A 25,229-nucleotide genomic window follows, 5' to 3' on the forward strand; every position below is an offset into this window, starting at 1 on the left:
GGCGTGATGCCCGACTCCCCAAGTCTACGGCGTGCGGGCCGCTACGCCTCCGGCTCCGCGTCGGCGGGCGCGTCGGGGGCGACGCCGTCGGCCTCGACCTCGAGGACGAGCGTGACGGTGTCGCCGACGACGGCCTCGCCGAGCTCGTTGTTCATCTCCCACGTCAGGCCCCAGTCCTGGCGCGTGATCTCGCCGGACGCCGTGAAGCCGACCTTGGGCGTGCCCTGCATGGCGGACGCGCCGACGTACTCGCCGGTCAGCTCGACCGGGCGCGTGACGCCGTGCATGGTGAGGTCGCCGACGAGCGTGAAGGCGTTGCCCTCGCCGGGGCGGACCTCGGTGCTCGTGAACGTGATCTCGGGGTAGGTCGCCACGTCGAAAAAGTCGGGGCTCTTGAGGTGGTTGTCGCGGTCGTCGTTGCCGGTCGAGATGGTCGAGGCGTCGATCGTCGCGGTCGCCTGGAGCGACTCGATGCCGTCGGTGATCGTGAGCGTCCCGTTCATGCCGTCGAAGCGGCCGGTGACGGTCGAGATCCCGAGGTGCTTGATGCGGAACTCGGCCCGCGAGTGGGCTACGTCGAAGGTGTATTCGCCGGCGGGGACGTCTGGGGCGTTCTCGAAGGACCCAGCGACGGAGACGTCAGCGGATTCGGAGGCCGGGGCGGCGTCGTCGGCGCAAGCCGTGAGGCCGAGCGCGAGGGTGGCGACGAGAAGGAGGCGGAACGTCATACGGATCAGGGGTGGGTGGCAATGGGGTGCAGACGGGCGCGGTCGCCCGACTCTTACTTACATGTTACAACGAACAAATGCCTTCCCTCCGCTCGCGCTCTTCTTGGGCCACCGGGAGCGATCCGGCACGGGGCCATTCTCGTTGCCCTGCGTCCGCCCGGCGCCTCAGGGCGCTCCCGAACCCCGTCCTGCGCGGATCCTGGGAGGCCGCTCGTGCGATGGAGACTCCCCTCTCCCTCTCTTCCGATGGCTACGGTCTCCTTGTTCGCGTTCGTGTTCGCCGCCCTGATGGGCCTGACGATGGCCGTCCGCCACTGGCGCGGCGAGACGAGCGGCAAGGCGTTCGGGATCGTCCACGGGCTGTGGGCGCTGGCCGGGATCGCCTTGCTGGCGTCGAGCCTGGCCCAGCGCGATGCCGGGTGGGGCTGGTGGGTGCTGGCGTCGTTCGGCGCCGTCGCGCTCGGCGGGCTGTACCTGTTCGTGAAGCAGGTCAAGGGCGAGAAGTGGCCCGGCGCGGTGATCGTCGCGCACGGCGGGCTGGCGCTCGTGACGCTTGCGGCGCTCGGCGTGTGGCTCTTCGCCCGCCCCGAGCCCGTCTCCGCCCCCGGCGCTCCGGCCGCGACGACCGAGAACCTCCCCACCGACGACGGCCCGTAGCCCCGCTACGCCAGCCGCAGCCCGACCACGCTCTCGACGTGGTGCGTGTGCGGGAACAGATCGACCGGCTGGACCGCCTCGATGGTGTACGCCGCCGCCTCCTGGAGCATCGCCAGATCGCGCGCCTGCGTCTGCGGGTTGCAGCTCACGTAGACGATCCGCTCGGGCCGCAGATTCGCGATTTGGCCGACCACCTTGGGGTGCAGGCCGGCGCGCGGCGGGTCCAGGATCAGCACGTCCGGGCGGCCGTGCTCTTCGATCAGCTCCGGCTTGAACAGCGCCAGCATGTCGCCGGCGACGAACGTGCAGTTGTTGACCCCGTTCGCAATCGCGCTCGCGCGGGCGTTCTCGACCGCCGCCTCCACCAGCTCCACGCCCAGCACGCTCTCGACGGCGTCAGCGACGAACAGCGAGATCGTCCCGGCCCCGCAATACAGGTCGTAGACCTTGTCGGTCGGCTGGAAGTTGGCGAACTCGCGGGCGACCGCGTACAGCCGCTCGGCGGCGACGGTGTTGGTCTGGAAGAACGCGTCCGGCGCGATCTCGAACGTGTGCGCCCCGATCTTGTCGGTGATCAGGCCGGGCCCAAAGACGACGTGCGCCGCCTGCCCGTACGAGGTGTGCGCGACGCCGCTGTTGATCGTGTTGACGAACGTCGTGACCCCGGGGAACTCGGCCCGGAGGAAGGCCGCGAAGCGCTCCATCCGGCCCGCGTCGTAGTGCGACGTCACCAGGTTGACCATCCGGTCCTCGGTGTGCGCCGACGTGCGGACGGCCAGGATCCGGAGGTAGCCGGTGTGCTCGCGGGGGTGGTACGGCGTCCACGCCTCGCCCTTCGCGAGTGCGCGGACGCCGTTGACCAGCCGCGCGCTCCACTCGCTCTGGAGGTAGCACGCCTTGAGGTCGAGGACCTTGTCGAACCGGCCGGGCACGTGCAAGCCGAGCGCGAAGTCCTTGTCCATCGCCTCGCCGGTCGCCACCTCCCAGTCCGTCAGCCAGCGCATGCCGGAGAACGAGAATTCCATCTTGTTCCGGTAGTAGTACGTCCCGCCCGAGCCGTCGCGGTCGTCGGCGCCGAGCGGCTCGCGCACGTCGGCCGCGCTCAGGTCCAGCCCGGCGCGCGTCAGCGCCGAGACGGCGGCCTCGCCCTTCATCGCCAGCTGCGCCGGGTACTGGACGTGCTGCCACTTGCAGCCGCCGCACGCGTCGAAGTACTCGCAGCGCGGCTGGGTCCGCAGCGTGCTCGGCTCAAGCACCTCCAGCAGCCGGGCCTCGGCGAACCCCTTTTTGCGCTTGATGACACGCGCCCGGACCCGGTCGCCGGGCACGGCGCCCGCGACGAACACGACGTAGCCCCGGCCCTCGCCGTCGGGGGACGGGACGCGAGCCAGGCTCTTGCCCCGGTCGGCGAAGGCCTCGAGGGTGAGCTCGACCTCGTGGCCGCGCTTGAGGCTGGTGGGGGTGAGGGCGTCGGGCATCGTCGAGGGTCGGGGGCGAACCGGCAAGATGCCGATGGGCCGGACGCCGGAGGGTGAGGAATGCGCCAGTCCCGCCCCCCTGCTGGCGGGCTCCCCACTGGCGACGCGCCCTCTCTGAGCGAAGCCTGTGCTCGCCCCCCCCGCCTGGACGCGCTGCGCCCTGCCTCTCGTGCCGGATCTCCCCGAGGCTCGCGCCAACCCCACCTCCCGCCCGCCGCGCGGACGGGAAGCCTGCCGAACGCAAGCGGCGCCTCGGGCACGGTCCGCAGGCTCCCGGGCAGCGCGCGGCATCGGGTGAGCGGACTCCGGGCCGTCGCGCTGAACCCGACGACCCGGCATGGCCCTCCCGCCAAGGCGTGGCCTTTGCAACGGGCGTCGGAGGCTCTCCCTGCCCGCCCTGGCGCGGCGGACGGTTACCAAACCGCCCGGCCCGCTCCGAAACGCCCGCCGTGCCCACCGACGCCTCTCCCCTGACCCTCTGGATCTACCGCGCGCTGCTGTTTGCCGGCGGCGCGGCCCTGCTCGCGGTCGGCTGGCTCTACGGCATCGCCGGCTACGACCACGCCGACCCCCTGGCCGGGCGCCTGGCGATCGGCATCTCCGCCCTCTCGGTCGGCGTGCTCACGTTCACCAGCACCGCCGTCCGCCGCCGCGCCTACCTGTTGGTGACGGCCCTCTTCGGGATCGTCTCCGCGTGGCAGATCTACGTCGCCACGGTCGGCGGCCTCACACCGACCGCCGCGTTCGGCGTGCTGCTCGTGTTCCTGGGCTGCTCTGCCGGGCTCCAGGCGCCCCGCGTGCTGGCGGCCTACACCGTCCTCTTCGTCGGGGCCGCCGCTGGGGCCACCCTGACTATCGAGGACCCCGGTGTCTCGCGCGTCGCCTTCCTGTCCACGCTCGGCGCCCTAGGCGCCTTGGGCGTGTTCGTGGCCCGGGCCCGCGAAGAGTCGATCCGCCGGCTGGAGGAAGCCAAGGAAGCCGCCCTCGCCGCAGCTCTCGCCAAGTCCGAGTTCCTGGCCGCCATGAGCCACGAGATCCGGACGCCCCTCAACGGCGTCATCGGCATGACCGAGGTGCTCGGGGCCACCGACCTCACCGGCGACCAGCGCGAGTACGTCGGCACCATCGAGGCCTCCGGCCGGGCGCTCCTGGGCGTCATCAACGACGTCCTCGACTTCTCGAAGATCGAGGCCGGGCACATGGACCTCGAGGCCGAGCCGGTCGACCTCCGCGCGCTCGCCGACGACGCCCTAGCGGTCGTCGCGCAGTCGGCCACCCAGCGGGGCGTCGAGGTCGTCTGCACCGTCGGCCCCGAGGTCCCCGCCGTCGTGCTCGGCGACGGGGCGCGGATCCGCCAGATCGCGCTCAACCTGGTCGCCAACGCCGTCAAGTTCACGCCCGCGGGGACGGTCGCGCTGGCGCTCTCGTCGGTTCGGCGCCGTGGCGTCGCCGAGATCACCCTCACCGTCACCGACACCGGCGTCGGCATCCTGCCCGAGCACCTCGGCACCCTGTTCGACTCTTTTACCCAGGTCGACGCGTCCACGACGCGGCGCTACGGCGGGACCGGGCTGGGGCTCGCCATCACCAAGCGGCTCGCGGAACAGATGGGCGGTCGCGTCGGCGTCGAGAGCGTCGCCGGCGAGGGCTCGACGTTCGCCATCACCCTCCCGCTCCCCATCGTGGAGGGCCCGCCGCACCCGACCGAGCCGACCGGGGCCACGCTCTTGCTGGTGGACCCCCACGATCAGGCCCGCGCCGCGGTGGCCGCGCTGGCGACTGCCGCGGGGCTCCGCGTCGAGACCCTGGCCAGCGCCGACGGCGCCCGCGCGTTCGTGGCCGGCGGCGGCCGCTACGACCTCGCCGCGCTCGCCCTCGGTGCCGACGCCTTCACGCTGGCCGACGACCTCCGCGCCACGTCGGCGGTGGGAGGGCGCCCCCTCGTCCTGCTGGCACCGCTCGGCGCCGCCGTGGCCTCCCCCGGCCTGTTCGACGCCGTCGTCTCGAAGCCTGTCCGCGCCGACCGCTTCGCCACCGTCGTCCGCGGGCTGACGGGCCCGGCTATGCCCGAGCCGCCCGCCCGCCCACTCGCGGCGGACTACTCGCACGTCCGCGTGCTGCTCGTCGAGGACCACGAGGTCAACCGCCGAGTTGCCCGGGGGCTTCTCGCACGCCTGGCTGTGGTGCCCGACGTGGCCGAGGACGGCGCCCAGGCCCTCGATGCCCTCGCCGCCGTCGACTACGACCTGGTCCTGATGGACGTGCAGATGCCCGTGCTCGACGGCCTCGAAGCGACCCGCCGCCTCCGCGCCCGGGGCGGCCATCAGCCCCGCGTCGTCGCGCTGACGGCCAACGCGTTCGCCGAGGATGCCGCCCGCTGCCAAGCCGCCGGCATGGAGGGCTTCCTCACCAAGCCGGTCCGCCTCGCCGACTTGCGCGCCGAGCTCGCGGTCGTCGTCGACGGGACGCCTGCCCCTGCGGCGCCGCGCCCCACGCCCGCCACGCCCCCGCCTCCCCGCGAATCGGGCCCGCTCGCGGTCCCCGCCCCCAGCGTCGTCGCCGACCACCTCCGCTCGCTCTGCGACGGCGACGGCGTGCTCGCGGCCGAAATCCTAGATGCCTACCTCGACGCGGAGCGCCCGCTCGTCGAGGAGCTCATGGAGGGCGACCGCGCCAGCGCCGCACACAAGCTCAAGGCCGCGTGCGGCACGCTCGGGGCCGACGCGCTCACGCACGCCGCGCACGAGATCGAGCAGGCCGTCCGCTCCGAGGCCGACACCGACCCCGCCGCAGCCGCGCTCGGCGAAGCCCTCGCCCGGTTCCGGTCCGTCGCCGGGCTCGCGAGAACGCTCCTGTCGCAGCCCGCCGCCAGCGCGTAAAGCTGTCGTCCGGCAGATCGGGATGCCAGCCCACGCGCTAGCGGCGTCGCGCGTAGTGAGGACGAGCGCTCAACCGGGGGCGCCGGGCTGTCTCTCAGCCTGAGACGGCTGGCAACACTCGCGGCGGGCGTCACGCCCAGCCGGACAAATCCGCCGGTCGGAGGGGCCGTGCCTGGGACCGGCACCACTTTGCCAAAGGGTCAGGTCGTTGCCCCCGATACCCCGTACGACCGTGAACACCGCCCGCCTCTCCTCCTCCGTGTCGACCTCCAGCGAACTGTTCGCCCACCGCGGCTTCGAGCTCCGGCTCCTGCCCGCCGCCGACGCCTTCGCGTTCGAGATCGGGCACCACGCGCTCACGCTGCACCGCTCCGACGCCTCGTTCCGCTCGCCCTTCGCGGCGGAGCGCGCCGCTCGCCAGCACGTCGACGCCGCACTCGGCGCCTTCGACGCCGCCCACCGCGCGCTCGCGGCCTAAGCCCCCCGGCATCCAGGGGAGGCTGCTGCTGCCGACGGCGGGGGAACGGGCGTTCACGCCTGCGTCGTCGACCTTGACCCCTCCGATGCCTCTGGGCCTCCGTTCTGTGGTGGGACGGGGGCCCTTTTTGAATCGGTGGGAGAGCTCAGGTCGTGCCGCGCGTCGGGACCCGACGGACCGAAAGCTGCGTGCGACGCGGATCGGTGCGCCCTCGGCTGCGCCGAGATCACGCGCAATGGCTGGCGCATGCCTGCGCCTCGCGATCCTCAACGCGCTTCGACGGCCGTGGGACGGATGTCCCGCCGCGGCATGCCGCCGCGTCTCCCGTCCTCAGCCCGTCGCCGACGGCCCATCGGGCTCAGTCGTCCTCGAAGTAGAAGTCCTCGTTGTGGGTCGGGTAGTCCGGCCACACCTCTTCGATGCTCTCGTACGGAGCGCCGTCGTCCTCCATCTCCTCGAGGTTCTGGATCACGCCCGCCGGGGCGCCGGTCCGATCGGCGTAGTCGATGAGCTCGTCCTTAGTCGCCGGCCAGGGCGCATCCTCCAGCGTCGCGGCGAGATCGAGCGTCCAGTACATCAGTTCTGAGGGGGGGCTTTCAGGGGGGGCGGCACGATAGGTCCGGGCCCGGCCAAATGCAACGGGTCAGAGCCGTGAGGTTCCGGCGGAGACCGGGAAAGGCCCGGCAGCCGGCCCACGCCGACCTGTCCGGGGACGCTCACGCGCCGGATCAGTCGAACGAGATCGTCTGCGAACGGGCGGCCTCCAGAAGCTCGCGGTACTGGGCCGGCGTCACGTCCGGGACGAACGTCGCGACCGGGTTGATCGGCGTGCGCTCTGCGTTGAGCAGGCGGACCTCGTAGTGGAGGTGCGGAGCCGTTGAGAGGCCCGTGTTGCCGGAGTACGCGACGGTCTGGCCACGCCGGACGGCCGAGCCCACGCGCACGCCGTCGGCGACGCGCGAAAGGTGGGCGTAGCGGGTCACCTTGCCCGCCAGCGGGTGGTCGACCTCGATCACATTCCCGTACCCGCCCTTGGTGCCGACGAAGCTGACCGTGCCGTCGCCGGCCGCGTACAGCGGCGTGCCGACGGGCGTCGGGAAGTCGACGCCGGCGTGCATCCGCGAGACGCGCAGGATCGGGTGGAAGCGCATGCCGAAGCCGGACGTGAGCCGGGCGCCCTTGAGCGGCAGGATGGCGGGCTGCTGGCGCAAGACGGCGTCGCGGTCGGTCGCCAGCGAGCGGATCTCGTCGTAGGAGCGGCTCTGGAGCTCGAGCTGGCGCTCGAGGCGGTCGAAGGTCTCGGCGGTCTCGGTGAGCAGCTCTGCCGTCGGCGTCGAGAACCGCGCGAAGCGGTCGTCGCTGGCGCCGCCGACGCCGAGCTGGAACTCGTCTTCGGAGATCGGCTCGGCGTTGAGGACGGTCCGGTAGATCTCGCGGTCGGTCTCGGCAAGCTCTTCCAGCTCTTCGGAGAACCCGGTCAGCTGGGAGTGCGCCGACGCGAGTTGCCCTCGCAGCGCGTCGATCTCCTCGGCCTGCGCTACCTCGGCCGGCGACGTCATCAGGTTCGACAGGACGCCCACGCCGACGGCGCTGAGCACGAGCGACAGGCAGAGCACCGCGCCCGCCTTGAGCCACAGGCCCTTCCGACTGGGCTCGACCTCGACGAACGTGCAGGCGTCGTGGTCGTAGAAGAAGAAGCGGTTGTCAGCCATGGAGTGTGTGGAGCGGAGGGAGCTCCCAGGACCCGCCGGCGGCGTTGTGCGGCCGAGCGGGGCGCGGGAGGCCCGTGCGCACACGTCCACCGCAACAACCGGGCCGACGTCGGCCGACAGGCGCCGAACCCTAGGGGCTCGTGGTGGAAGCGCTCTCACAGGCGGCCGTCAACATAGGGGAACCCCTGGGTCGTCGGCAACTGCCCTTCCTGAGCTTCGGGCTATCTCCTCACGTAGCGGTCTTTTGCGTTCCGTTTCGGACGGGTGTCGAAGCACCAGGGGAAAGGGGCAGGCCGCCGCCGAAGGGCCATCGGCCAAACAGGAATCCCCGCACCCTCCTCCTCCCGCTCACTCGTAGTCGTGCTCGAACCACTCGATGCCCCGGCCAGCGCTGGCGCCCGAGGCGTTCTTCTCGATCCGGTCGCGCAAGCGGTCCGAGAACGCCTTCGCTGGGTCGTAGCCGTAGTGGCGGAGCAGGTGATTCATCGCGATCACCTCGCAGATCACCGTCACATTCTTACCCGGCGTGATCGGCAGCTTGACGATGGGGAGGTCAACATCAAGGATGGGCTCCGTCTCCGTCACCATCTCGATCCGCGTGTATTCCTCGTCCTCATCCCAAGGATGAATCTTGACGACGACCTCGATCCGTTTTTGATACCGAATCGCGCGGACCCCGAACATGGCCTTGACATCGATCAGGCCCAGCCCCCGGACCTCCATGAAATGCTCCGTCAAGCTGGTCCCAGCGCCCATCACCACGCCGCTCCCCTTGCGCGTCGCCATCACCACGTCGTCCGCGACGAGCCGGTGACCTCGCTCGACGAGGTCCAGGGCCATCTCGGACTTGCCGATGCCCGCCGGCCCAGTCAATAGAAGGCCGATGCCGTACACGTCCACCAGCGAGCCGTGGACCGTGAGTTGCTCGGCGAACTGGTCGGCGAGAACATCGCGTAGGACGCCCATGAAAGGGACGGTCGGCTTGGGCGTCAGGTAGACCGGAACGCCGGCCTCGACGGCCAACGTCGCAAGGTCGTCTTCGAGCTCGTTGCCTGCGGTGAGCACCACGCACGGCGGGTCGAAGGCGAGGAGTTTGGCGAACGCCGCCGCCGCCCCGTCGCCGAGCCACGCGAGGTACCGGCACTCGGTGTTGCCCAAGATCTGGATGCGCTGGTGCTCAAAATGCTCGGTGTACCCCGCAAGCACGAGGCCCGGCCGGTGCACGTGGCGGACGCGGACCACCCGATCGCTAGGCTCGACGCCAGATACGGCCACCATCTCGATGCCGGCCCGATCCCGCAGCCGGGTCATCAGGTCGGCGACGGCGATGGACTCGCGGCGGAAGGGCTGGGGCTTTCTCACGAGGGGGGGAGGCATGGAGGGAAGGAGGCATGCGGGGGGACGACTGCTCATCCCACATCCCTCCCTGCGCTAGGGGACTTCGACCGTCGCCAACACGCGACCGACGATGTTCTCGGACGTGACTTCTTCGGCCTCGGCCTCGTACGTGACCGCGACGCGGTGGCGGAGCACGTCGAGGGCGATGGCACGCACGTCGTCGGGCGTGGCATACGCGCGGCCCGCGAGGAAGGCGTGGGCGCGCGCCGCCAGCGCGAGGGCGATGGAGGCACGGGGGCTGGCGCCGTACTGCACGAGCCCGCGGAGGTCGGACAGCTTGTACCGCCCCGGGTCGCGCGTCGCCAACACCAGGTCGACGATGTACTCCTCGACGCGGGCGTCGAGGTAGACGGCCCCGACGGTCGCCCGGGCGCGCAGGATGTCCTCGGGCGAGACGACGGGCGCCGTCACCGGCAGCGCCGTCGCGCGCGACATCCGCCGCATGATCTCGAGCTCCTGGTCGCGCGTCGGGTAGTCGACGACGGTCTTCAACATGAACCGGTCGACCTGCGCTTCGGGCAGAGGGTACGTGCCCTCCTGCTCGATCGGGTTCTGCGTCGCCAGCACCAGGAACGGGCGGGGCAGCGGGAAGGTGGTCTCGCCGATCGTCACCTGCCGCTCCTGCATGGCCTCAAGGAGCGCGCTCTGCACCTTCGCGGGCGCCCGGTTGACCTCGTCGGCCAGGATCACGTTCGCGAAGATGGGGCCCTTCTTGACCCGGAAGCTCCCGTCGCCCTGGTGGAAGACGAGCGTGCCGAGCAGGTCGGCCGGCAAGAGGTCGGGCGTGAACTGGACGCGCTGGAACTTGGCGTCGACGGCCGCGGCAAGGGTCGAGACGGTCAGCGTCTTCGCCAGCCCGGGGACGCCTTCGAGCAGCACGTGGCCGCCGGTGAGCAGCCCGATCAGCAGCCGCTCGACCATCGTCTCCTGCCCGACGACGACGCGGCCGACGGCCTCGAGAAGAGGCCGGACAAAGCGCGCGTCGGCGGCGACGCGCTCGGTGAGGGCCCCGAGGTCGGGGGCGGCGGCGGGGACAGCAGTCGGAGTCATGCGGAGGGCGTCGGGCGCGGCGGAACGGCCGATCGTCGGCCGTGGTGCGGAGGATACCGCCGGGTGCCGCGGGCGGGTCCGCTGGCACGGCGCGGTCCGGCGATTCGCCAGCAGCGTGGACCTTAAACGCCGAACTGCGCGCCGTCGAGGTCCACGCCATTCAAGAAGGCCTCGGCGTCCAGGCGGCGCTTGCCCTGGCGCTGGAGTTCGAGCACCTCGACGGCGCCGTCGCCGCACGCGACCAAGATGCGGCCCTCGTCGACGGTCACCGCGCCGGGCGCCCCGCCGCCCTCGGTCGGCGTCGTCCGCAGGATCTTGAGCGTCTCGCCGTCCCACTCAGTCCACGCCCCGGGCACGGGCGCGAGCGCGCGGACGTGGTTGTGGACGCGCGTCGCGGGCTGGGCCCAGTCGAGCCGGCCGTCCTCGCGGAAGATCTTGGGCGCGGGGCTGGCGAGCGTGTCGTCCTGAGGCTCCGCCGCCGCCGTCCCCGCCGCGATCCGGCGCACGGTCTCCACGACGGCCTCGGCGCCGATCTCCGCGAGCCGGTCGTGGACGTCGCCCGCGGTGTCGTCGGGCCCGACGGCGATGGCGCGGCGCAGGATGACGTTGCCGGTGTCGACGGTCCGCTGGAGGAAGAACGTCGTCACGCCCGTCTCGTCGACGCCGTCCATCAGCGCCCGCTGGAGCGGCGCGGCGCCGCGGTACGCGGGCAGGAGCGAGCCGTGCAGGTTGAAGGCTCCCAGCCGGGCCGTCTCGTAGACGGCCGGCGGCAAAATCTGGAACGCGACGACGACGATGATCTCCGGCGCCAGCCGATCGACCTCGGCGGCGAACGCCGGGTCCTTCACTGAGGCGGGCTGCAGGACCGGGAGCCCGTGCCGCGCGGCGGCCTGCTTGACGGCCGACTCCCGGACCTTCTGCCCCCGCCCCGCCGGCTTGTCGGGGACGGTGACGACCGCGACCGGCGCGAGCCCGGCCTCGACGAGCGCGTCGAGCGAGGGCACGGCAAAGTCGGGCGTGCCCATAAAGACGATGCGGGGGGAGTCGGCCATGACGAGTCGGGGGTCGGGGGCCGAAAGGTCCCGCTGTCCGGCGGCGGGTGCACGTCCGCCGGGTGAACTCCGCTCTCGGCATCCGCTGGCGCTCGCCGGCGCCGGCTCGCGGCGGCCCCTGGCTATTCCGAGTTGCAGGGCTCCGGCTCGACGCCGCTGTCCTCGAACGGCGGGATCAGCCCATAGCCCGGGCGGAACGGAATGGCGCGCGTGATGACGCCGCCGACGAAGCCCGTCCCGTGCTCGACGTTGCCCAGCTCCGCCGCAGCGAGCGCGCCCTCCAGCGTCAGGCCCTCCACGTCCGGCCAGTCGTCGGTGCCGACGGCGACCGCGAACTCGGCGGCGACGGGGTAGGCGCCGGGCAGGCCGTCGATCTCCATGAAATCGGCGTCGTCGCCGAAGTAGACCGTCGCGTCGAGCGTGCCGGCGGCGCTCTGCATCAGCGATTCGAGCTTGCTGAACCGGTACCGCTCGCCGACGCGGCCGGGCCCTTCGAGCCGGTACCGCGCCTGCACGTCCACCACGCGCGTGGCGCCGCTGACGGCGACGAGCGTCGGGCAGAACAGCGGGCCGTCGATCAGCTCGAACGCGAGGTCGGCGTCGTCGGGCGTGCGGACGGTCGCCGTGGCCGTGGCGCCAGCCGCGTCGGTGGCGACGATGCGGTACGTGGCGCCCGCCTCGATCGGTGTCGTCGTCCAGAACAGGTGGCCCGGGCCCGTCGGGAAGTCGCGGACGAGCTGGGTCATGAGGTGCCGGTCGCCGTCGGGGTCGACCAGTTCGACCGTCGCGTCGATCGGCCCCGGCGTGCTGACGGCCTCACGGGCAAAGGGCTCGACGCGGACGAACTGCGTGTCGGCGGTCACATCGAGGTAGCCGCTCATCGCGAACACCAGGTCCGACGGCTCGATGGGGTCGAGCGGCGCCTCGCACGCGGCGAGCGCGAGCGCCAGCAGGAGCACCGGGAGTCGACGGGCCATGCACGAAGAATAGGTTATCGGGCGGTGCAGGGCAGGATCTGGGCGGTCGGGCCGAACCCGAACGTGATGACGCCCGGCACGAACGGCCGCTGCTCGGTGACGGCCCCGCCGATGAATCCCAGCCCGTTGTCAACGCCAAAGCTCTCGATCTGCAGGATGTCTTCCAGCGACAGCCCGACCGGGTCGGGCCACGCCGTCGTCGAGACGGCCACGACGAGGTCGGCCGAGATCACGTCGGCCAGGGAGAGGGGGTCGAGGCCCATCGCGACGGCGTCGTCGGCGTAGTAGATCTTGGCCCGGAGCGAGCCGTCGTCGAGCCGCTCGAACGTGTCGGCGTGCGAGTAGCGGCGCTCGACGATCTGGCCGTCCTGGAAAATGCGGTACCGTGCCTGCACCTCCACGATGCGCTCGGCGCCGGCGATGACGACGATCGTCGGGCACGTCTCGCGGCCGGTCTCGACGGCGATCGAGTAGGCGTCGTCCTCCGGGATCTCCACGTCCGTCGCCGACTCGGCCCCGTCGCCGCGCCGGGCGACGAGCCGGTACCGGCCGCCGGGCACGATCGGGGTGGCGGTCCAGAACAGGTGGGCCGGGCCGCTTGGGAACGCGCGGACCTCCTGCGCCAGCGGCACGCTCGCGCCGGAGTCGAGGTCGGTGAGCGTCACCTCGGCGTCAATGAGCCCGGGGTCGCCCTCGGCGGTCCGGGCCACGGGCTCGACGCGGACGACCTGCGTGTCGGCCGACGCGTCGAGGTAGCCGCTGAACGAGAACACGAGGTCCGACGGCACGATGGGGTCGAAGGGCACCTCGCACGCCGCCAGCGACGCGAGCAGGCCGAGGCTCAGGAGCGCGAGCCGCCTCATTCCGGGGAGGGGCCGTAGCACTCTCGAGGGGCAAACGGAACGGTCCACGTGACCACGCCGCCGACGAACCCGACTCCCTGATCCAATCCGGTGGACTCCAGCAGCAGCACGTCTTCGATGGACTGCCCGCGCGTGAGCGGCCAGTCGGCCGTGGCGATGGCCACCTTCACGCTCGCGGAGAGGAGGTCGTCGTCCGGAGAGAACCCGAACGCACGGAGGTCGCTGCCGGGGTAGACCGACGTTTGCAGCGCCCCCCCCGCCCGGGTCCGGACAAAGTCGTTGTAGGAACGGACGACCGTGCGACGCCGGCCGCGCCGCGAGACCTCGTACACCGACTGGACGTCTGCCAGCCGCTCCGCACCGGCGACGCTCACCACGATCGGGCACGAGGTGGCGGTCGCGATCACGTCGATCGTGACGCCCGCCGTGTCGGGGATGGCGACCGGCGCGGTCGTCGTCGATCCGTCGGGCGCCCGGGCGCGCACGCGATACACCTGCCCGGGCTCGACGTCGGCCGTGGTCCAGAACAGGTGCGCGGGGCCGGTGACGAACAGGCGGACCTGTTGGCGAAACTCGACCACGCCGCCAGGCCCATCGAGCGTCACGACCGCGTCGATGGGGGCGGCGGTCGTCTCCGCGGTCTGCCCGAAGGGCTCGACCCGGACCCACTGCGTGTCGGCGGAGGCGTCGAGGTAGCCGCTCAGCGAAAAGTGGAGGTCGGCGGGCGCGATGGGGTCGAACGACGACTCGCACCCGGCCAGCGCCAGCAGCAGGAGGGCCCAGGCTCTCATCGGGTCCGCAGGCGGGCCGAGACGTAGGGCACGATCGGGAGCTGGTCGACGCGGCGCCCCCGGAAGACGTCGTAGTAAAAGACGTTGGCCCGGTTGTAGGCGTTGACGGCGCCGGCCCGGACGTCGAGCGCGGCGCGCGAGCCGAGGTCGAAGGCCCTCCCGGCCGAAAGGTCGAGGCGGTGGTACGCGGGCAGGCGCCCGTTGAACGGCCGCTCGAACACGACGCGCGGGAAGCCGGGCTGGAAGACGACCTCGGGGAGCCCGAACGGCGGCACGACGGTGTCGTAGCCGTACGGCCGCGTGTACGGCAAGCCCGACCCGATCTGCCACCGCGCGCCCAGGTTGACCGCGCCCACGTCCGCGCTGACCGCGAGCTGGACCTGGTGGCGCCGGTCATGCGCGGGGTTGTACTCGGTGTACGAGGTCCCGCCGCGCACCAGAAACGCGCCGTCGACGGCCTCGTATGTCGTCACCCCGAAGGCGTACGAGAGGTACGTGTAGACCGGGTCGGCGGTCCACTCTAGGCGTGCGTCGGCGCCGTACGAGGTGCTCCGGGCCTCGGTTGGCAAGAGCGTGAACTGGGTCCGCGCGCTCCAGATCGGCACCGGCAGCCCGTCGATGCGGCGGCCGTACGCCTCGGCGCCGATGCGCAGATTCCGGGTGACCGGGACGGTCGCCCCGCCCAGGACGTGGACGGCGCGCTGCTCGTCGAAGCCGGGCGGCGGGCCAGTCCAGGCGATAAAGGGGCTGGCGGCGTCGCGCTCGTCGGTGAGCCCGACGAGCGACTGGCGGTAGAGCCCGGCGGCGGCGGAGATCTCGGGCCCGAGGCGCCCCGACGGCAGGTACGAGGCGCGGAGGCGGGGCTCGAGGCCGGCCCCCGTCGAATACGGCCGGAGCACAGCCGCGACGCCCGGCGTCAGCGTCAGCGCCCCGAGCGGGATCTCCAACTCGACGTGGGCGGCGCCACCGAGCAGAAAGTCGCCGTCCTCACGGGCCGACGACGCGTCGCCCAGCTGGAATCTGGTGACGACGAGCGAGGCCCGAGCACCGGTCCGCAGGCGGACCGCGCCGAGCGAACGGGTCAGCTCGGCCGAAAAGCGGCCCTCGGTCAGCTTCGAGGACCGCTCGCGGCCCTCGCTGAAGAGGAAGTCGGCCTCCTCGCCGATGCCGCTGTTGAGGTGGCTCAAGCTGGCGGCCACGTCGACGCGGCCGTCCAAGCCGGGCGGGGCCGAGATGCAGCGCCCGCCGAGCACGGCGTTGCGCCACTCGAAGGCGTCGGGCGAGTCCTCCGCCAAGCGCCCCCGGTCGTACGTCGTCAGCGCCATCGCCGAGCACCGCGAGGCGTCGGTCGCCGTCGCCAGCTTGACGAGCCCGTCGGAAAACTGGAGCGGCACGGTCGCGCCGACGAGCGCCGCGAGCGGCTCCACGACGGACGTGCGCGCCGAGGCGATCCACGACGAGCGGCCCCGCACGAGCGGGCCCTCCGCCTGCGCCGAGACCACGAACGGCCCGGCCGTCCCGGCGGCCTTGAACGACTCGGTGCTCCCCTCGCGCAGCGTCACGTCGAGCACGGACGACACCCGGCCCGAGTACTTCGCGCCGAACCCGCCCGCGTAGAAGTCGGCCGCGCCGACCAGGTCCTCGGGGAACGCCGAGAAGAAGCCGACGACGTGGAACGGCTGGAAGACGGGCGCGCCGTCGACGAGCACGAGGTTTTGCGATGGCGTGCCGCCGCGCACGAAGAGCCCCCCGCCCCGGTCGCCGACGGTCACGACGCCGGGCAGCGACTGGAGGTAGACCGCGAGGTCGCCGGCCACGTCCGGCGACGGGATCCGCGCGAGGTCGGCCGGGCGGATCCGCTGGAGCCCGCCCGACACGTCCGCCGCGCCGCCGCCGGCCTGGACGACGACCTCGTCGAGCGCGTCGCCCGCGATGAGCACCGGGCTCCACGTCGTCGGCCCCTCCCCCACGTCAAGTGTATCCCCCACCGCCGCGTACCCAACGTAGCTGGCGCGCACGGCGTAGCGGCCCGGCGCCAGCCCGCCGACCTCATAAAACCCCTGCGCGTCGGTGACGGCACCGCGCAACCGGTCGGCGGCGTCGACGCGTTGGACGGCCACGCTGGCGCCCGCGAGCGGGCCGCGCTCGGCGTCGCTGACGAACCCGCGGACGGCCTGGGCGGAGACCGGAAGCGCGAGCGCCGCCAGCAGCCCGAGCGCGAGCGCCCGCAGAAGGGGTCCCGCAAGCGCGGGCGGACGGGGGCTCATGGGCGGAGAGTCGCGGCGAGCCCCAGACTACGCCCGTTACATCCGGGTCCGATCGTCCCAGTGGGGGATCAGCAGGCGGAAGTCACCCACGCCCGACTCATCGACGAAGATGAAGCGGCGGCCGTGGCCGTAGTAGTTCCAGATCTGGTACGGCCGCGTCCCGTAGTTGAACGGGTGCATCTCGACGTAGTCGGGCTCGCCGAACCGGATGAAGATCTCGCCCCGGTCGGTGTTCCAGCCCCGGTCGTGGAAGCGGCTGTACTTGTCGTTCGCGAAGGCCACGCGGAAGTAGTACGTCTCCATCTCCTCGTTCCGCTCCGTGCCCGGCGTCGGGTCGCGCTCGTCCCAGAACGACAGGAACAGGCGGCGCTGCTCCTCGGGCGAGGGCGCGTTGCGGATGGCAACGAGTTCGTCGGGCTTGGCGACGTAGCGGAGCTGGGCGATGGCCTGGTCGAGGTCCTCGATCTGGCTGTCGAGCCCCATCCAGCGGACGGCGAACCGCTTGTCGGCCTCGGCGATGAGGGCGCCCTCGGGCGTCGCGAGCCGGACCGTCAGCGTGTAGTCGCCGACCTGGAGGCCCTCGGTCGCGATGCGGAAGGCGGCGGGCGTGCGGCCGGGCTCGAGGTCGAGCCGCTCCGTCACGGCGACCGGCGTGCCGAGGTCGGCCTGCTGGCGCGGCGCCAAGCCGAGGAGCGCGCCGAACGAGGGCCGCTCGCGGACGCGCGACTGCTCGGTGACGACGTACGTGACTTGGACGGGCGTCGCGACGGCGGCGTGGAGGTCGTAGCTGACCCAGAAGGCGTCGTCCTCGGTCGAGACCGTCGCGCCGACGATCGGCGTGGCCGTCCCGGCGGCGGGGTCGTAGGCGCTCAAGAGCATCGGGTCGGACAGCGCGACGGCGCCGCTCGTGACGTCGCGGACGACGTGGCCGACCTCGCGCGAGAGCGTCCGACCACTCGATCCGTCCTCGATGGCGACCTCGACGACGTAGCGGCCCGGCCCGACCTCGAGCGACTGCACGGCGCGGTCCTCGCGGTCGGAGTCCTGGGTGTCGTCGTAGGCCTCGGCGGCCACGTCGCGCTCGAAGGTGCGGCTGACGACGAGCGACTGCTGCTCGCCGTCGTCGCCGAGCGCGTAGACCTCGACGGTGACGGCGTAGCTGGCCTCGAAGCCGGCCTCACGCGCCAGAAACCGCAGGCTGGTGTTCGGGACGGCCGTGTACACGTCCAGCCGCGAGGCCGGTCCATCGGTCGTCTCGGCGCGCCGCGTGGCGACTTCGACGTCGAAGGCGGGCGTATAGGCGGCCTGGGCGATCGCGAGTGGGGACCCGATCGCGACGAGCGCGACCAGGGCGAAACGGCGAGCCATCCCCATCACATCGGGGACAACCTTGGAGTAACGAGCGCGCATAGGCTCGGAGAGGGCGCTGGTGGAGGCAGGGGCGCGGGTGGGCGCAGTCAGGAAGATGCTGTGCACGGGAGCGCTTACACAAGGGCAATCCGCGAGCCGTCTGAACGGGCGGGCGAACCGTCGGGCGGGCGTCACGAGCGGCGGTCAGGCCGCGGCGGCGTCGCCGAAGAGGGCGGCCACGAAGGCCGCGCGGTCGAAGACCTGGAGGTCGTCGATCCCCTCCCCCACACCGATGTATTTAACGGGGATCTGGAACTCGTTCGAAATGCCAATGACGATGCCCCCCTTGGCCGTGCCGTCGAGCTTGGTCAGGACGAGCCCCGTCACCTCGACGGCCTCGGTAAAGGCTTGGGCCTGGCGAAGCGCGTTCTGGCCGGTGCTGGCGTCGAGCACGAGCAGCACTTCATGGGGCGCGCCGGGCACCTGGCGGTCCATCACGCGGCGGACCTTGGACAGCTCGTCCATCAGCCCGATCTGGTTGTGGAGCCGCCCGGCCGTGTCGATCAGCACCACGTCCGCGCCGCGCGACTTGGCGGCCGCGAGCGTGTCGAAGGCGACCGCGGCGGGGTCGGCGCCCTGGTACTGCTTGATGATCTCGACGTCCGCCCGCTGGGCCCACACGTCGAGCTGCTCGGTGGCGGCGGCGCGGAACGTGTCGGCGGCCCCGAGGAGCACGCGCTTGCCGGCCTGCTTGTACTGGTGCGCGATCTTGCCGATCGAGGTCGTCTTGCCGACGCCGTTGACGCCGACGACCATCACCACGTGCGGCGCGTTCGGGAGCGGCGCCCCAAAGTCGGCCGGGCGCTCAGGCGCGCTGTCGAGCATCAGGTCGGCGATCTCGTCGCGCATGACCACGTTGAGCTCCTTCGTCGAGACGTACTTGTCGCGCGCGACGCGCGCCTCGATCCGGCCGATGATGTCGACCGTCGTCTGGACGCCCACGTCGGACGTGACGAGCACCTCCTCGAGGTCGTCGAGCACCTCCTCGTCGACGGTGTCCTTGCCGGCGACGGCGCGGCTGAGCTTGTCGAAGAGCCCGGCCCGGGTCTTGTCGAGCCCGGCCTCGAGCGAGGCCTGCTCCGTTTCCTTGCGCTTGAACCCAAACAGGGCCATGGGGGAATGCCGTTGGTGTGGGGGCCGTACCGGCGGACGGGACGGCGGGATCCGCCGGGGGCGGAATGAGACGAGGAGGGGATGAGAAGAGGAGCGGAAGCTGTGGGCGCACGCGGCCTGGCGGTCTCGCACGCCTCCTCGCCTCTACTCCTCTACTCCTCCTTTCCTTCCAACCAGCCGGTGTTGGGCGCGCAACGTCGTGCCGTCGTCCTCGAGCGCCGCCTCGCCGTGGCGCATCACGGCCGCGAAGCGGACGCCGTACTTGACCACGGAGTACACCATCACCGCCGCCGTCAGGCCGACGAGCGCCTCCATCACGCGCGGCGACGCCTCCAGCAGGGCCGCGATGACCGTCACCGACAGCGCGGCCACCGCCACCTTCCCGCTCCACAGCGACGACGTGAACCGCCCCAGCCGCCGCGACTGCAGCAGCCCGCCGATCGCCAGCAGCGCGTCGCGGGTGACGGCGAGCGCCACGAACCACAGCGGCAGCGACGGGCCGGCCTCCTCGGGCCGGAGCAGGAGCGCGACGGTCACCGCCGCCGCCGCCAGCTTGTCGGCCGTCGCATCGAGCACCTTGCCCCACTCGCTGACGGTGTCGCTCCAGCGCGCGACGCGGCCGTCAAACCAGTCGGTCGCGATCGCCAGCCCGATCAAGCCGAACATGGGCCCGAGCGGGCCGCCCTGGTAGACGAGCACGGCGATCGGCGCCACGAGCACGGCGCGCGACAGGCTCAGCATATTCGCGGCCGTCCAGAACCGTCCCATCTCGGGGAGTCCTGGCGAGCGGGCGGGCGAGGTCAGCATGGGGCGGTCGGTCGGGGTCAAGATACCGGCGATCTTGCGGCCCCCCTCGGTCTCCTCGTGCTCGCTGTCGCCCTCATCGCCTTCGCCGTCCAACTCGCCGTGTGGGCGGCCGTCGCCGTGGGCGTGCGCCGCGTGCGCGAGGCCGGGCCGGAGCCGCTGGCGCACGCCGAGGCCGCGCTCGGCGCCGGCCTGCCGATCAGCGTCGTCGTCGCCGCGCACAACGAGGCCGACCGACTGCCGACCCTCCTCGACGCCCTCGCGGCGCAAGGGCACCGCCCGTTCGAGGTCGTGATCGTCGATGACCGCTCGACGGACCGGACGGGCGCGCTCGCCGCGTGGCGCGCCGCCGACTTTCCCGTCCCGCTCCGCGTCGTCCGCGTCGACGACGGGGCGCCCGAGGCGGCCGGTCTGCCGCCCAAAAAGCACGCGCTCGAACGCGGCGTCGAGGCCGCGCGCCACCCGAGACTGGCGTTCACCGACGCCGACGGGCAGCCCGGTCCGGACTGGCTGGCGCCGCTCGCGCGAGCGGCGGTGGGCACCAACGGGGCCGACGACGGCGCCGTCCTGGTCGGCTACGGGCCGTACGTCCGCGAGCCCGGCGCGCTGAACCGGTTCGTCCGCTACGAGACCGTGCAGACGGCCGCGCTGGCGGCGGCGGGCGTGGGGCTGGGGCGACCGTGGCACGCCGTCGGCCGCAATTTTTCCTATCCCCGCGACCTGCTAGCGCGGCTGGGCGGCTTCGCGCACTCCGCCGGGTCGCTGTCCGGCGACGACGACTTGCTCGTGCAGGAGGTCGCTCGCACGAAGGCTGCGCCCGTCCGGTACGTCTGGGACCCGGCGGCGGCAGTCCCGACGCCCGCCCCGCCGACGTGGCGCGCGTTCTGGCGCCAGAAGCGCCGCCACGCCAGCGCCGGGACGCACTACGCCCCGGCCGTGCTCGTCGCGCTCGGGGCCGTCCACATCTCGAACCTCGTGCTGTGGGTCGCCGCGCCCGTCCTCCACGTCGCGCTGGGCACGCCCATCGGTTGGGGCTTGCTGGCGGCCAAGCTGCTGCTCCAGCGGTCCGTGATCGGCGACGTGCTCGACGGGCTGGGCGACGAGCCCGACGTGCGCCTGTGGCAACCCGTGCTCGACGGCGCCTCGGCCGTGTACCACCAGATCCTGGCCGTGCTCGGCGCGCTCCCGACGCCCAAGCGCTGGTGACTCAGCCCGGCTTCCACGCCAGCATCTGCACGACGGCCGCGTCGCCCCGGTGGTACGGGCCCTCGACAACCGCCCGCTCGGCCTCGTGCAGGATCTCGGCGTCGAGCCCGGCCAGTTCGTCCGCCAGCCCCGCCGCGGTCATCGTGATATCGACGGCCTCGGGGCCGGACGGGCCGCCGGTGTCGCGCTCGGTCTGCGCGGGCGTGTAGGCCTCCAGGATGAACATCCCGCCCGGCCGGAGCGCCGCCACCACGCGCCGGTGGAGCGGGCGCCGGACGTCGGTCGGCAGGTGGGCAAAGACGGACACCACGGCATCCCACGCCGCCTCGCCGGGGTCGAAGTCTGCGAGGTCGGCGACGACGGTCTCGATCTCGACGCCGCGCGCGGTCGCCAGCGCCTCCGCTCGCGCCAGCCCCACGGCCGAGCGGTCGACGGCGGTGACGGCGTGGCCCTGTTCGGCGAGCCAGACGGCGTTGCGGCCCTGCCCCTCGGCCAGGCACAGCACGCGACTGTTGAATGCGATCCGGTCGGCGACGGCGGCGAGAAAGTCGTTGGGCGCGTCGCCGTACGCGAGCGCGGGCTCGGCGTAGCGGGCGTCCCAGAAGTCGGGCGGAGGGCCGGGCATGGGTCGGAATGGAGGCGGGATCGGTGTACGCGCTCGCGCCGCACCCGCTCCACCGCGCGCGCCCCTCCCCCACTCAAAACAAACGGGCCCGCCAGCCGAAGCCGACGGGCCCGCAGGGGCGCTTGCTTGCGCGAGCGCTAGGTCGTCGTGACGTTCACGAGATCAGACCTTCGTGAGGTCAGGTTTCGTGCCCGCAAGGCGCGCGAGGTGTGCGGGGCCGCAGCTCCGGACGACGAGTGCAACGCGGCTGGCGCGGAAACTGGGCCACGAGGGGCGATCAGGTTGACGGTCACGATGGCCTAGTTAAAGCGGTACCGGATGCCGACCTGGGCGCGCCAGCGCGAGAATTCGCTGGGGTCGTCCACGAACGTGGTGGCCGGGCCGGTAAAGTTGAACAGCGGCTCGCCGCTGTTGTCGAAACCGACAAGAGAGAGCGGCGACGTGGCGGCCGGGCTGGCCACCTTGCGCACGCCCCAGTCGGAGCTGATCAGGTTGGCCACGTTCTGCAGGTCGAGGCTGAGCTGCAGCGTGTTTCGGGCGTCGCCGGTCAGGAACGACAGGTCCTGAAGGATGCGCAGGTCGACCGACGAGTACCACGGGTTGACCGCCCCGTTGCGCTCGGCGATGCTCCCCCGATTTTCGCTCAGATACGAGTCCTGCGCGATAAACCGGTCGAGCGCCGCGTACTGATCGGCCGCCGTGCCCACGAAGTTGCCCGCGCCGTCGGTCTCGGAAAACCGGATCTCGCCGGCCGAGGCCGGGATATAGATCAGGTCGTTGCCGCCCGAGCCGTCGCCGTTGACGTCGCCGGAGTACGTGAACGAGTAGCGGTTGCCGCCAGCGTACAAGAACTGGTTGCCCTTGGCGAGTGTCGCGAAGACGCCGACGCTGGTCGAGGCCGTTTCGCTCCAGTCCATCCGGTAGAGCGCCGTGCCGATGATCCGGTGCGGCTGGCCAAACTGGGCCGGCGCCAGCTGCGGCCGGTTGGGATCGCCCTGCACCGGATTCGAGCCCCACAGGACGGACGCGATCTCGGTCGTCGAGAAGAGGTTCTCGGACTGCGTGTAGGCGTAGGCGCCGGACAGGTTGAGGTTGTCCCCAAACGCCTTCCGAAGCTGGGCCGTGAGGCTCAGGTTGTAGCCCTCCGACGAGCTGTCGATGACGTAGATGCCCGCACCGCCATCGGGGTTGAGCTCCTGGCCACCCTCCTGGGCCCCGAAGTAGGGGCGCCCGTCCGCCAGCGTCCGGACCGGCGTGCGCAGGTCGGCGTTGCGGATGTACACGGCGTTGAGGTCCTTCCCGAAGATCCCTTCGAGCGTCAGCAGCGCGTCGCCGGGCAAGCGCTGGTCGACGGCGAGGTTGGTGGTCCAGACCTGCGGGTAGCGAAAGTCGTCGTCCATCGCGTTGAGGTCGAACGACTGCTGGAGGGTGGCCTCGTCGCTCGTCCGCAGGTCCTCGTCGATGGAGGTGTAGGGCTCGGCGCCGGGCAGGTTCGGGTTCGCGCCCGGGTTCGAGATCACGTTCCCGATCCAGACGAAGGGGACGCGGCCGGTAAAGATGCCCGTCCCGCCTCGGACCTGGGTCGAGCGCTCCGTACCCGGGGAGTAGTTGAACCCGAGGCGCGGCGAAAAGAGCAGCGTCGCGCCCGGCAGCGAGGCCTGGTCGACGGTCTCGGCGGCGTCGTTCTCGTCGAGCGCCGTGAGGCCGGTCGAGAACGGGTTGGCGACCGGCTCGGTGACGTAGAAAGGCGCGTCGACGCGCAGGCCCATCGTCAGGCTGAGTTGGGGCGAGACGAGCCATTCGTCTTGGACGTAGACGCCCACCTGGCCGACGTCGATGGTCTCGCCCTTGAACGCGAGCGACTCCGAGGTCACCATCCCGTTGAGGTCGACGCGACACGACGTGCCGGCCTCGCTAAAGAGGTCCGCGCCCGGCCCGCACAGCGGCAAGGACGGGTTCGTGACGGCCAGGAACTGGTCGACCCCGAAAAAGGTGGAGCCGTTCGGGATGCCGTCGCCCTCGAAGTCGAGGAAGTACGGGAGCTGGAAGAGCCCGTGGCGGAAAAGGTTGAAGGAGTTGAAGAACGAGAAGTACTCGAAGTTGGCGCCGCCCGTCACGATGTGCTGGCCCATCGGAATGGTCAGGTTGTTCGTGATCTGGAGCACGTCCTGGTCCAGGATGTTGCGGATCGAGAAGGGCTCGTGGCCGGCCGTCGTGTAGGTCACGCCGCCCTCGACGATTTCGATCGTCGGGAAGGGCGCCGACTTGGGCTCGCGGAAGTCGCGGAAGCGGCTGTAGCTGGCGAAAAAGCGGTTCGAGTTGACCCCGAAGCGGCTGTTGAGCTCGAGCGCGACCGAGTGCAGCTCGTTGTTGATGCGGTATCCCGAGTTCTCGAACGGCAGGCTCGACTCGTTGGGCCCACGGCCCGAGTTGGCGAACGAGATGGCGGCCGGGTTGACCGTCAGGTCGCGGAAGGCGTCGAGGTAGTTGTACCGCAGCGACAGCTCGTTCGACTCGTTGACGTTCCAGTTCAGCTTCGCGAGCAGCTTGTCGTTGTCGGTCGCGCGGAGGTAGTCGTCGTAGCCGCCGGTCTCGTAGCCGTAGCCGTCGCGCAAGCGGGCCGAGATGGCGTCGAGGTCGCTCGCCTGGACGCGGCTCTCGCCGAACGACACGGTCCCGTCGCGGTTGGCGACGAAGTTGGTGCCGGGGTCGTCCCGGCGGGACAGCTCGCCGTTGACGTAGAAGAACAGCTTGTCGCGGACGATCGGCCCGCCGGCCGCCAGCCCGATCTGGTTGAACGACAGGTCCGGGTTGGCGATCACCGAGTTGCCCGAGACCGTGTTGCCCACGAAGTCCTCGTTGCGGTAGAACGTGTAGGCCGTGGCCGTGAGCCGGTTCGTGCCCGACTTGGTGACCTGGTTGACGCTCGCGCCCGTGAAGCCGCTCTCACGCACGTCGTACGGAGCAATGGACACCTGGACCTGCTCGATGGCGTCGTACGGGACTGGCTCGGCGCCGGCCTGCCCGCCCGGCGACGGGTCGTCGAGGCCGAAGGCGTTGTTGAAGTACGAGCCGTCGAGGGTGACGTTGTTGTAGAGCCAGTTGCGGCCGCCAAACGAGAAGTTGCCGTCTGAGCGCGGGTCGACGCGCGTGAGGTCGCGCGTGGAGCGGTTGACGGTCGGCAGCGTGGCGACCTCGGCGGCGTCGATGTAGGTGCTCGCGCCGGTGCGGTCGGACGCCAGCACCTCGTCGGCGACGCCCTCGACGGTCACGCCGTCCAGGCCAACGGCGGTCTCACTGAGCGTCAGGTCGAGCCGGAACGTCTGGCCGAGCTGGAGTTGGAGGTCGGACTCGACGGCGTCCTGGTAGCCCAGGAACGTCGCCGTGACGGTGTAGGGCCCGCCGATGCGCAGGTTGGGGAGCGCGTACGCGCCGCCGACCCGGGTCGAGGTCGCGTAGCGCGTGCCCGACGGGGTGTGGACGGCGACGACGTTCGCGCCCGGGATGGGCTGGCCGGTGTCGTCGAAGACGAAGCCGCTGAGGCCGGACGTGGTGACGCCCTGGGCGTGCGCTGGGCCGCCGATGGCGACGGCGGCGAGCACAGCGAGGGCGGAGAGAGCGTGGCGAAGTCGCATGAGGTCGGGAGAGAGTGTGTGTGACGACCGGGCGACCCCGGCGACGTCCGGGGCCGGGCATTGCCCGATGGCAACGTAGGGATCTTCCCCGGTCGAAAGCGAGCCT

20 protein-coding genes are annotated in these 25,229 nt (G+C 71.6%); 4 read left to right on the top strand and 16 right to left on the bottom strand.

Annotated features, from left to right (window positions below):
• Positions 1–41: 41 nt before the first annotated feature.
• Complete coding sequence (locus tag ACLII4_RS16205; RefSeq protein ID WP_412068432.1) at positions 42–728, bottom strand: YceI family protein; 687 nt, start codon at positions 726–728, stop codon at positions 42–44.
• Positions 729–974: 246 nt separating this feature from the next.
• On the opposite strand from ACLII4_RS16205, the gene ACLII4_RS16210 reads away from it, so the two are divergent.
• A complete protein-coding gene (locus ACLII4_RS16210; RefSeq protein ID WP_412068433.1) occupies positions 975–1,385 on the top strand; it encodes a hypothetical protein in 411 nt (136 codons plus the stop codon).
• Positions 1,386–1,390: 5 nt separating this feature from the next.
• On the opposite strand, the gene rlmD is transcribed toward ACLII4_RS16210, so the two are convergent.
• Positions 1,391–2,863: a 23S rRNA (uracil(1939)-C(5))-methyltransferase RlmD gene (gene rlmD, locus ACLII4_RS16215; RefSeq protein ID WP_412068434.1), complete on the bottom strand. Its 1,473-nt coding sequence runs from the start codon at positions 2,861–2,863 to the stop codon at positions 1,391–1,393.
• A 449-nt stretch (positions 2,864–3,312) separates the two neighbouring features.
• Between rlmD and ACLII4_RS16220 the strand changes: the two genes are divergently transcribed.
• Together ACLII4_RS16220 and ACLII4_RS16225 are read left to right on the top strand one after the other, a co-directional pair.
• Entirely contained in the window at positions 3,313–5,742 is a 2,430-nt protein-coding gene (locus ACLII4_RS16220) for an ATP-binding protein (RefSeq protein WP_412068435.1), read from the top strand.
• A gap of 232 nt (positions 5,743–5,974) precedes the next feature.
• A complete protein-coding gene (locus ACLII4_RS16225) occupies positions 5,975–6,220 on the top strand; it encodes a hypothetical protein (protein ID WP_412068436.1) in 246 nt (81 codons plus the stop codon).
• A 358-nt stretch (positions 6,221–6,578) separates the two neighbouring features.
• Here the strand turns inward: ACLII4_RS16225 and ACLII4_RS16230 are convergent, their stop codons facing one another.
• The 12 genes from ACLII4_RS16230 to ACLII4_RS16285 all read right to left on the bottom strand — a co-directional run bounded on the left by ACLII4_RS16230 (position 6,579) and on the right by ACLII4_RS16285 (position 19,660).
• A complete protein-coding gene (locus ACLII4_RS16230; RefSeq protein WP_412060538.1) occupies positions 6,579–6,797 on the bottom strand; it encodes a DUF2795 domain-containing protein in 219 nt (72 codons plus the stop codon).
• Between the two features lie 151 nt (positions 6,798–6,948).
• Positions 6,949–7,932 carry a M23 family metallopeptidase gene (locus ACLII4_RS16235; protein ID WP_412068437.1) on the bottom strand — a complete coding sequence of 328 codons (984 nt, stop codon included), beginning with the start codon at positions 7,930–7,932 and terminating at the stop codon, positions 6,949–6,951.
• A 348-nt stretch (positions 7,933–8,280) separates the two neighbouring features.
• Entirely contained in the window at positions 8,281–9,309 is a 1,029-nt protein-coding gene (hprK, locus tag ACLII4_RS16240) for an HPr(Ser) kinase/phosphatase (protein ID WP_412068438.1), read from the bottom strand.
• A 54-nt stretch (positions 9,310–9,363) separates the two neighbouring features.
• Positions 9,364–10,380, bottom strand: coding sequence for an AAA family ATPase (locus tag ACLII4_RS16245; protein ID WP_412068439.1), 1,017 nt, complete (start codon positions 10,378–10,380; stop codon positions 9,364–9,366).
• A 122-nt stretch (positions 10,381–10,502) separates the two neighbouring features.
• Positions 10,503–11,432 (bottom strand): methionyl-tRNA formyltransferase, encoded by a 930-nt coding sequence (gene fmt / locus ACLII4_RS16250; RefSeq protein WP_412068440.1) that lies wholly within the window; start codon positions 11,430–11,432, stop codon positions 10,503–10,505.
• 122 nt (positions 11,433–11,554) lie between these two features.
• Positions 11,555–12,409, bottom strand: a complete 855-nt coding sequence (locus ACLII4_RS16255; protein WP_412068441.1) for a hypothetical protein — start codon at positions 12,407–12,409, stop codon at positions 11,555–11,557.
• A 14-nt stretch (positions 12,410–12,423) separates the two neighbouring features.
• On the bottom strand, positions 12,424–13,272 hold the full coding sequence (locus tag ACLII4_RS16260; RefSeq protein ID WP_412068442.1) for a hypothetical protein: 849 nt from the start codon (positions 13,270–13,272) through the stop codon (positions 12,424–12,426).
• Complete coding sequence (locus ACLII4_RS16265; RefSeq protein ID WP_412068443.1) at positions 13,269–14,063, bottom strand: hypothetical protein; 795 nt, start codon at positions 14,061–14,063, stop codon at positions 13,269–13,271. Before ACLII4_RS16265 ends, ACLII4_RS16260 begins: the two co-directional genes overlap by 4 nt.
• Positions 14,060–16,330 (bottom strand): carboxypeptidase regulatory-like domain-containing protein, encoded by a 2,271-nt coding sequence (locus ACLII4_RS16270; RefSeq protein WP_412068444.1) that lies wholly within the window; start codon positions 16,328–16,330, stop codon positions 14,060–14,062. Before ACLII4_RS16270 ends, ACLII4_RS16265 begins: the two co-directional genes overlap by 4 nt.
• 36 nt (positions 16,331–16,366) lie before the next feature.
• Positions 16,367–17,698 (bottom strand): GWxTD domain-containing protein, encoded by a 1,332-nt coding sequence (locus ACLII4_RS16275; protein ID WP_412068445.1) that lies wholly within the window; start codon positions 17,696–17,698, stop codon positions 16,367–16,369.
• Between the two features lie 186 nt (positions 17,699–17,884).
• Positions 17,885–18,853: a signal recognition particle-docking protein FtsY gene (gene ftsY, locus ACLII4_RS16280; RefSeq protein ID WP_412068446.1), complete on the bottom strand. Its 969-nt coding sequence runs from the start codon at positions 18,851–18,853 to the stop codon at positions 17,885–17,887.
• A gap of 144 nt (positions 18,854–18,997) precedes the next feature.
• Entirely contained in the window at positions 18,998–19,660 is a 663-nt protein-coding gene (locus ACLII4_RS16285; RefSeq protein ID WP_412068447.1) for a CDP-alcohol phosphatidyltransferase family protein, read from the bottom strand.
• Between the two features lie 57 nt (positions 19,661–19,717).
• Between ACLII4_RS16285 and ACLII4_RS16290 the strand changes: the two genes are divergently transcribed.
• A complete protein-coding gene (locus ACLII4_RS16290) occupies positions 19,718–20,863 on the top strand; it encodes a glycosyltransferase (protein ID WP_412068448.1) in 1,146 nt (381 codons plus the stop codon).
• A gap of 1 nt (position 20,864) precedes the next feature.
• Here ACLII4_RS16290 and ACLII4_RS16295 read toward each other — a convergent pair whose 3' ends face one another.
• Positions 20,865–21,488: an SAM-dependent methyltransferase gene (locus ACLII4_RS16295; RefSeq protein ID WP_412068449.1), complete on the bottom strand. Its 624-nt coding sequence runs from the start codon at positions 21,486–21,488 to the stop codon at positions 20,865–20,867.
• A 299-nt stretch (positions 21,489–21,787) separates the two neighbouring features.
• Positions 21,788–25,123 carry a carboxypeptidase regulatory-like domain-containing protein gene (locus tag ACLII4_RS16300; RefSeq protein ID WP_412068450.1) on the bottom strand — a complete coding sequence of 1,112 codons (3,336 nt, stop codon included), beginning with the start codon at positions 25,121–25,123 and terminating at the stop codon, positions 21,788–21,790.
• Positions 25,124–25,229 lie beyond the last annotated feature (106 nt).

The organism is Rubrivirga aquatilis (assembly GCF_046845665.1).
Lineage (GTDB): Bacteria > Bacteroidota > Rhodothermia > Rhodothermales > Rubricoccaceae > Rubrivirga.

Coding starts and splice junctions, on each gene's coding strand:
- ACLII4_RS16205 (WP_412068432.1), bottom strand. CDS start 728: ATGACGTTCCGCCTCCTTCTCGTCGCCACCCTCGCGCTCGGCCTCACG.
- ACLII4_RS16210 (WP_412068433.1), top strand. CDS start 975: ATGGCTACGGTCTCCTTGTTCGCGTTCGTGTTCGCCGCCCTGATGGGC.
- rlmD (WP_412068434.1), bottom strand. CDS start 2,863: ATGCCCGACGCCCTCACCCCCACCAGCCTCAAGCGCGGCCACGAGGTC.
- ACLII4_RS16230 (WP_412060538.1), bottom strand. CDS start 6,797: ATGTACTGGACGCTCGATCTCGCCGCGACGCTGGAGGATGCGCCCTGG.
- ACLII4_RS16235 (WP_412068437.1), bottom strand. CDS start 7,932: ATGGCTGACAACCGCTTCTTCTTCTACGACCACGACGCCTGCACGTTC.
- hprK (WP_412068438.1), bottom strand. CDS start 9,309: ATGCCTCCCCCCCTCGTGAGAAAGCCCCAGCCCTTCCGCCGCGAGTCC.
- ACLII4_RS16245 (WP_412068439.1), bottom strand. CDS start 10,380: ATGACTCCGACTGCTGTCCCCGCCGCCGCCCCCGACCTCGGGGCCCTC.
- fmt (WP_412068440.1), bottom strand. CDS start 11,432: ATGGCCGACTCCCCCCGCATCGTCTTTATGGGCACGCCCGACTTTGCC.
- ACLII4_RS16255 (WP_412068441.1), bottom strand. CDS start 12,409: ATGGCCCGTCGACTCCCGGTGCTCCTGCTGGCGCTCGCGCTCGCCGCG.
- ACLII4_RS16260 (WP_412068442.1), bottom strand. CDS start 13,272: ATGAGGCGGCTCGCGCTCCTGAGCCTCGGCCTGCTCGCGTCGCTGGCG.
- ACLII4_RS16265 (WP_412068443.1), bottom strand. CDS start 14,063: ATGAGAGCCTGGGCCCTCCTGCTGCTGGCGCTGGCCGGGTGCGAGTCG.
- ACLII4_RS16270 (WP_412068444.1), bottom strand. CDS start 16,330: ATGAGCCCCCGTCCGCCCGCGCTTGCGGGACCCCTTCTGCGGGCGCTC.
- ACLII4_RS16275 (WP_412068445.1), bottom strand. CDS start 17,698: ATGGCTCGCCGTTTCGCCCTGGTCGCGCTCGTCGCGATCGGGTCCCCA.
- ftsY (WP_412068446.1), bottom strand. CDS start 18,853: ATGGCCCTGTTTGGGTTCAAGCGCAAGGAAACGGAGCAGGCCTCGCTC.
- ACLII4_RS16285 (WP_412068447.1), bottom strand. CDS start 19,660: ATGCTGACCTCGCCCGCCCGCTCGCCAGGACTCCCCGAGATGGGACGG.
- ACLII4_RS16295 (WP_412068449.1), bottom strand. CDS start 21,488: ATGCCCGGCCCTCCGCCCGACTTCTGGGACGCCCGCTACGCCGAGCCC.
- ACLII4_RS16300 (WP_412068450.1), bottom strand. CDS start 25,123: ATGCGACTTCGCCACGCTCTCTCCGCCCTCGCTGTGCTCGCCGCCGTC.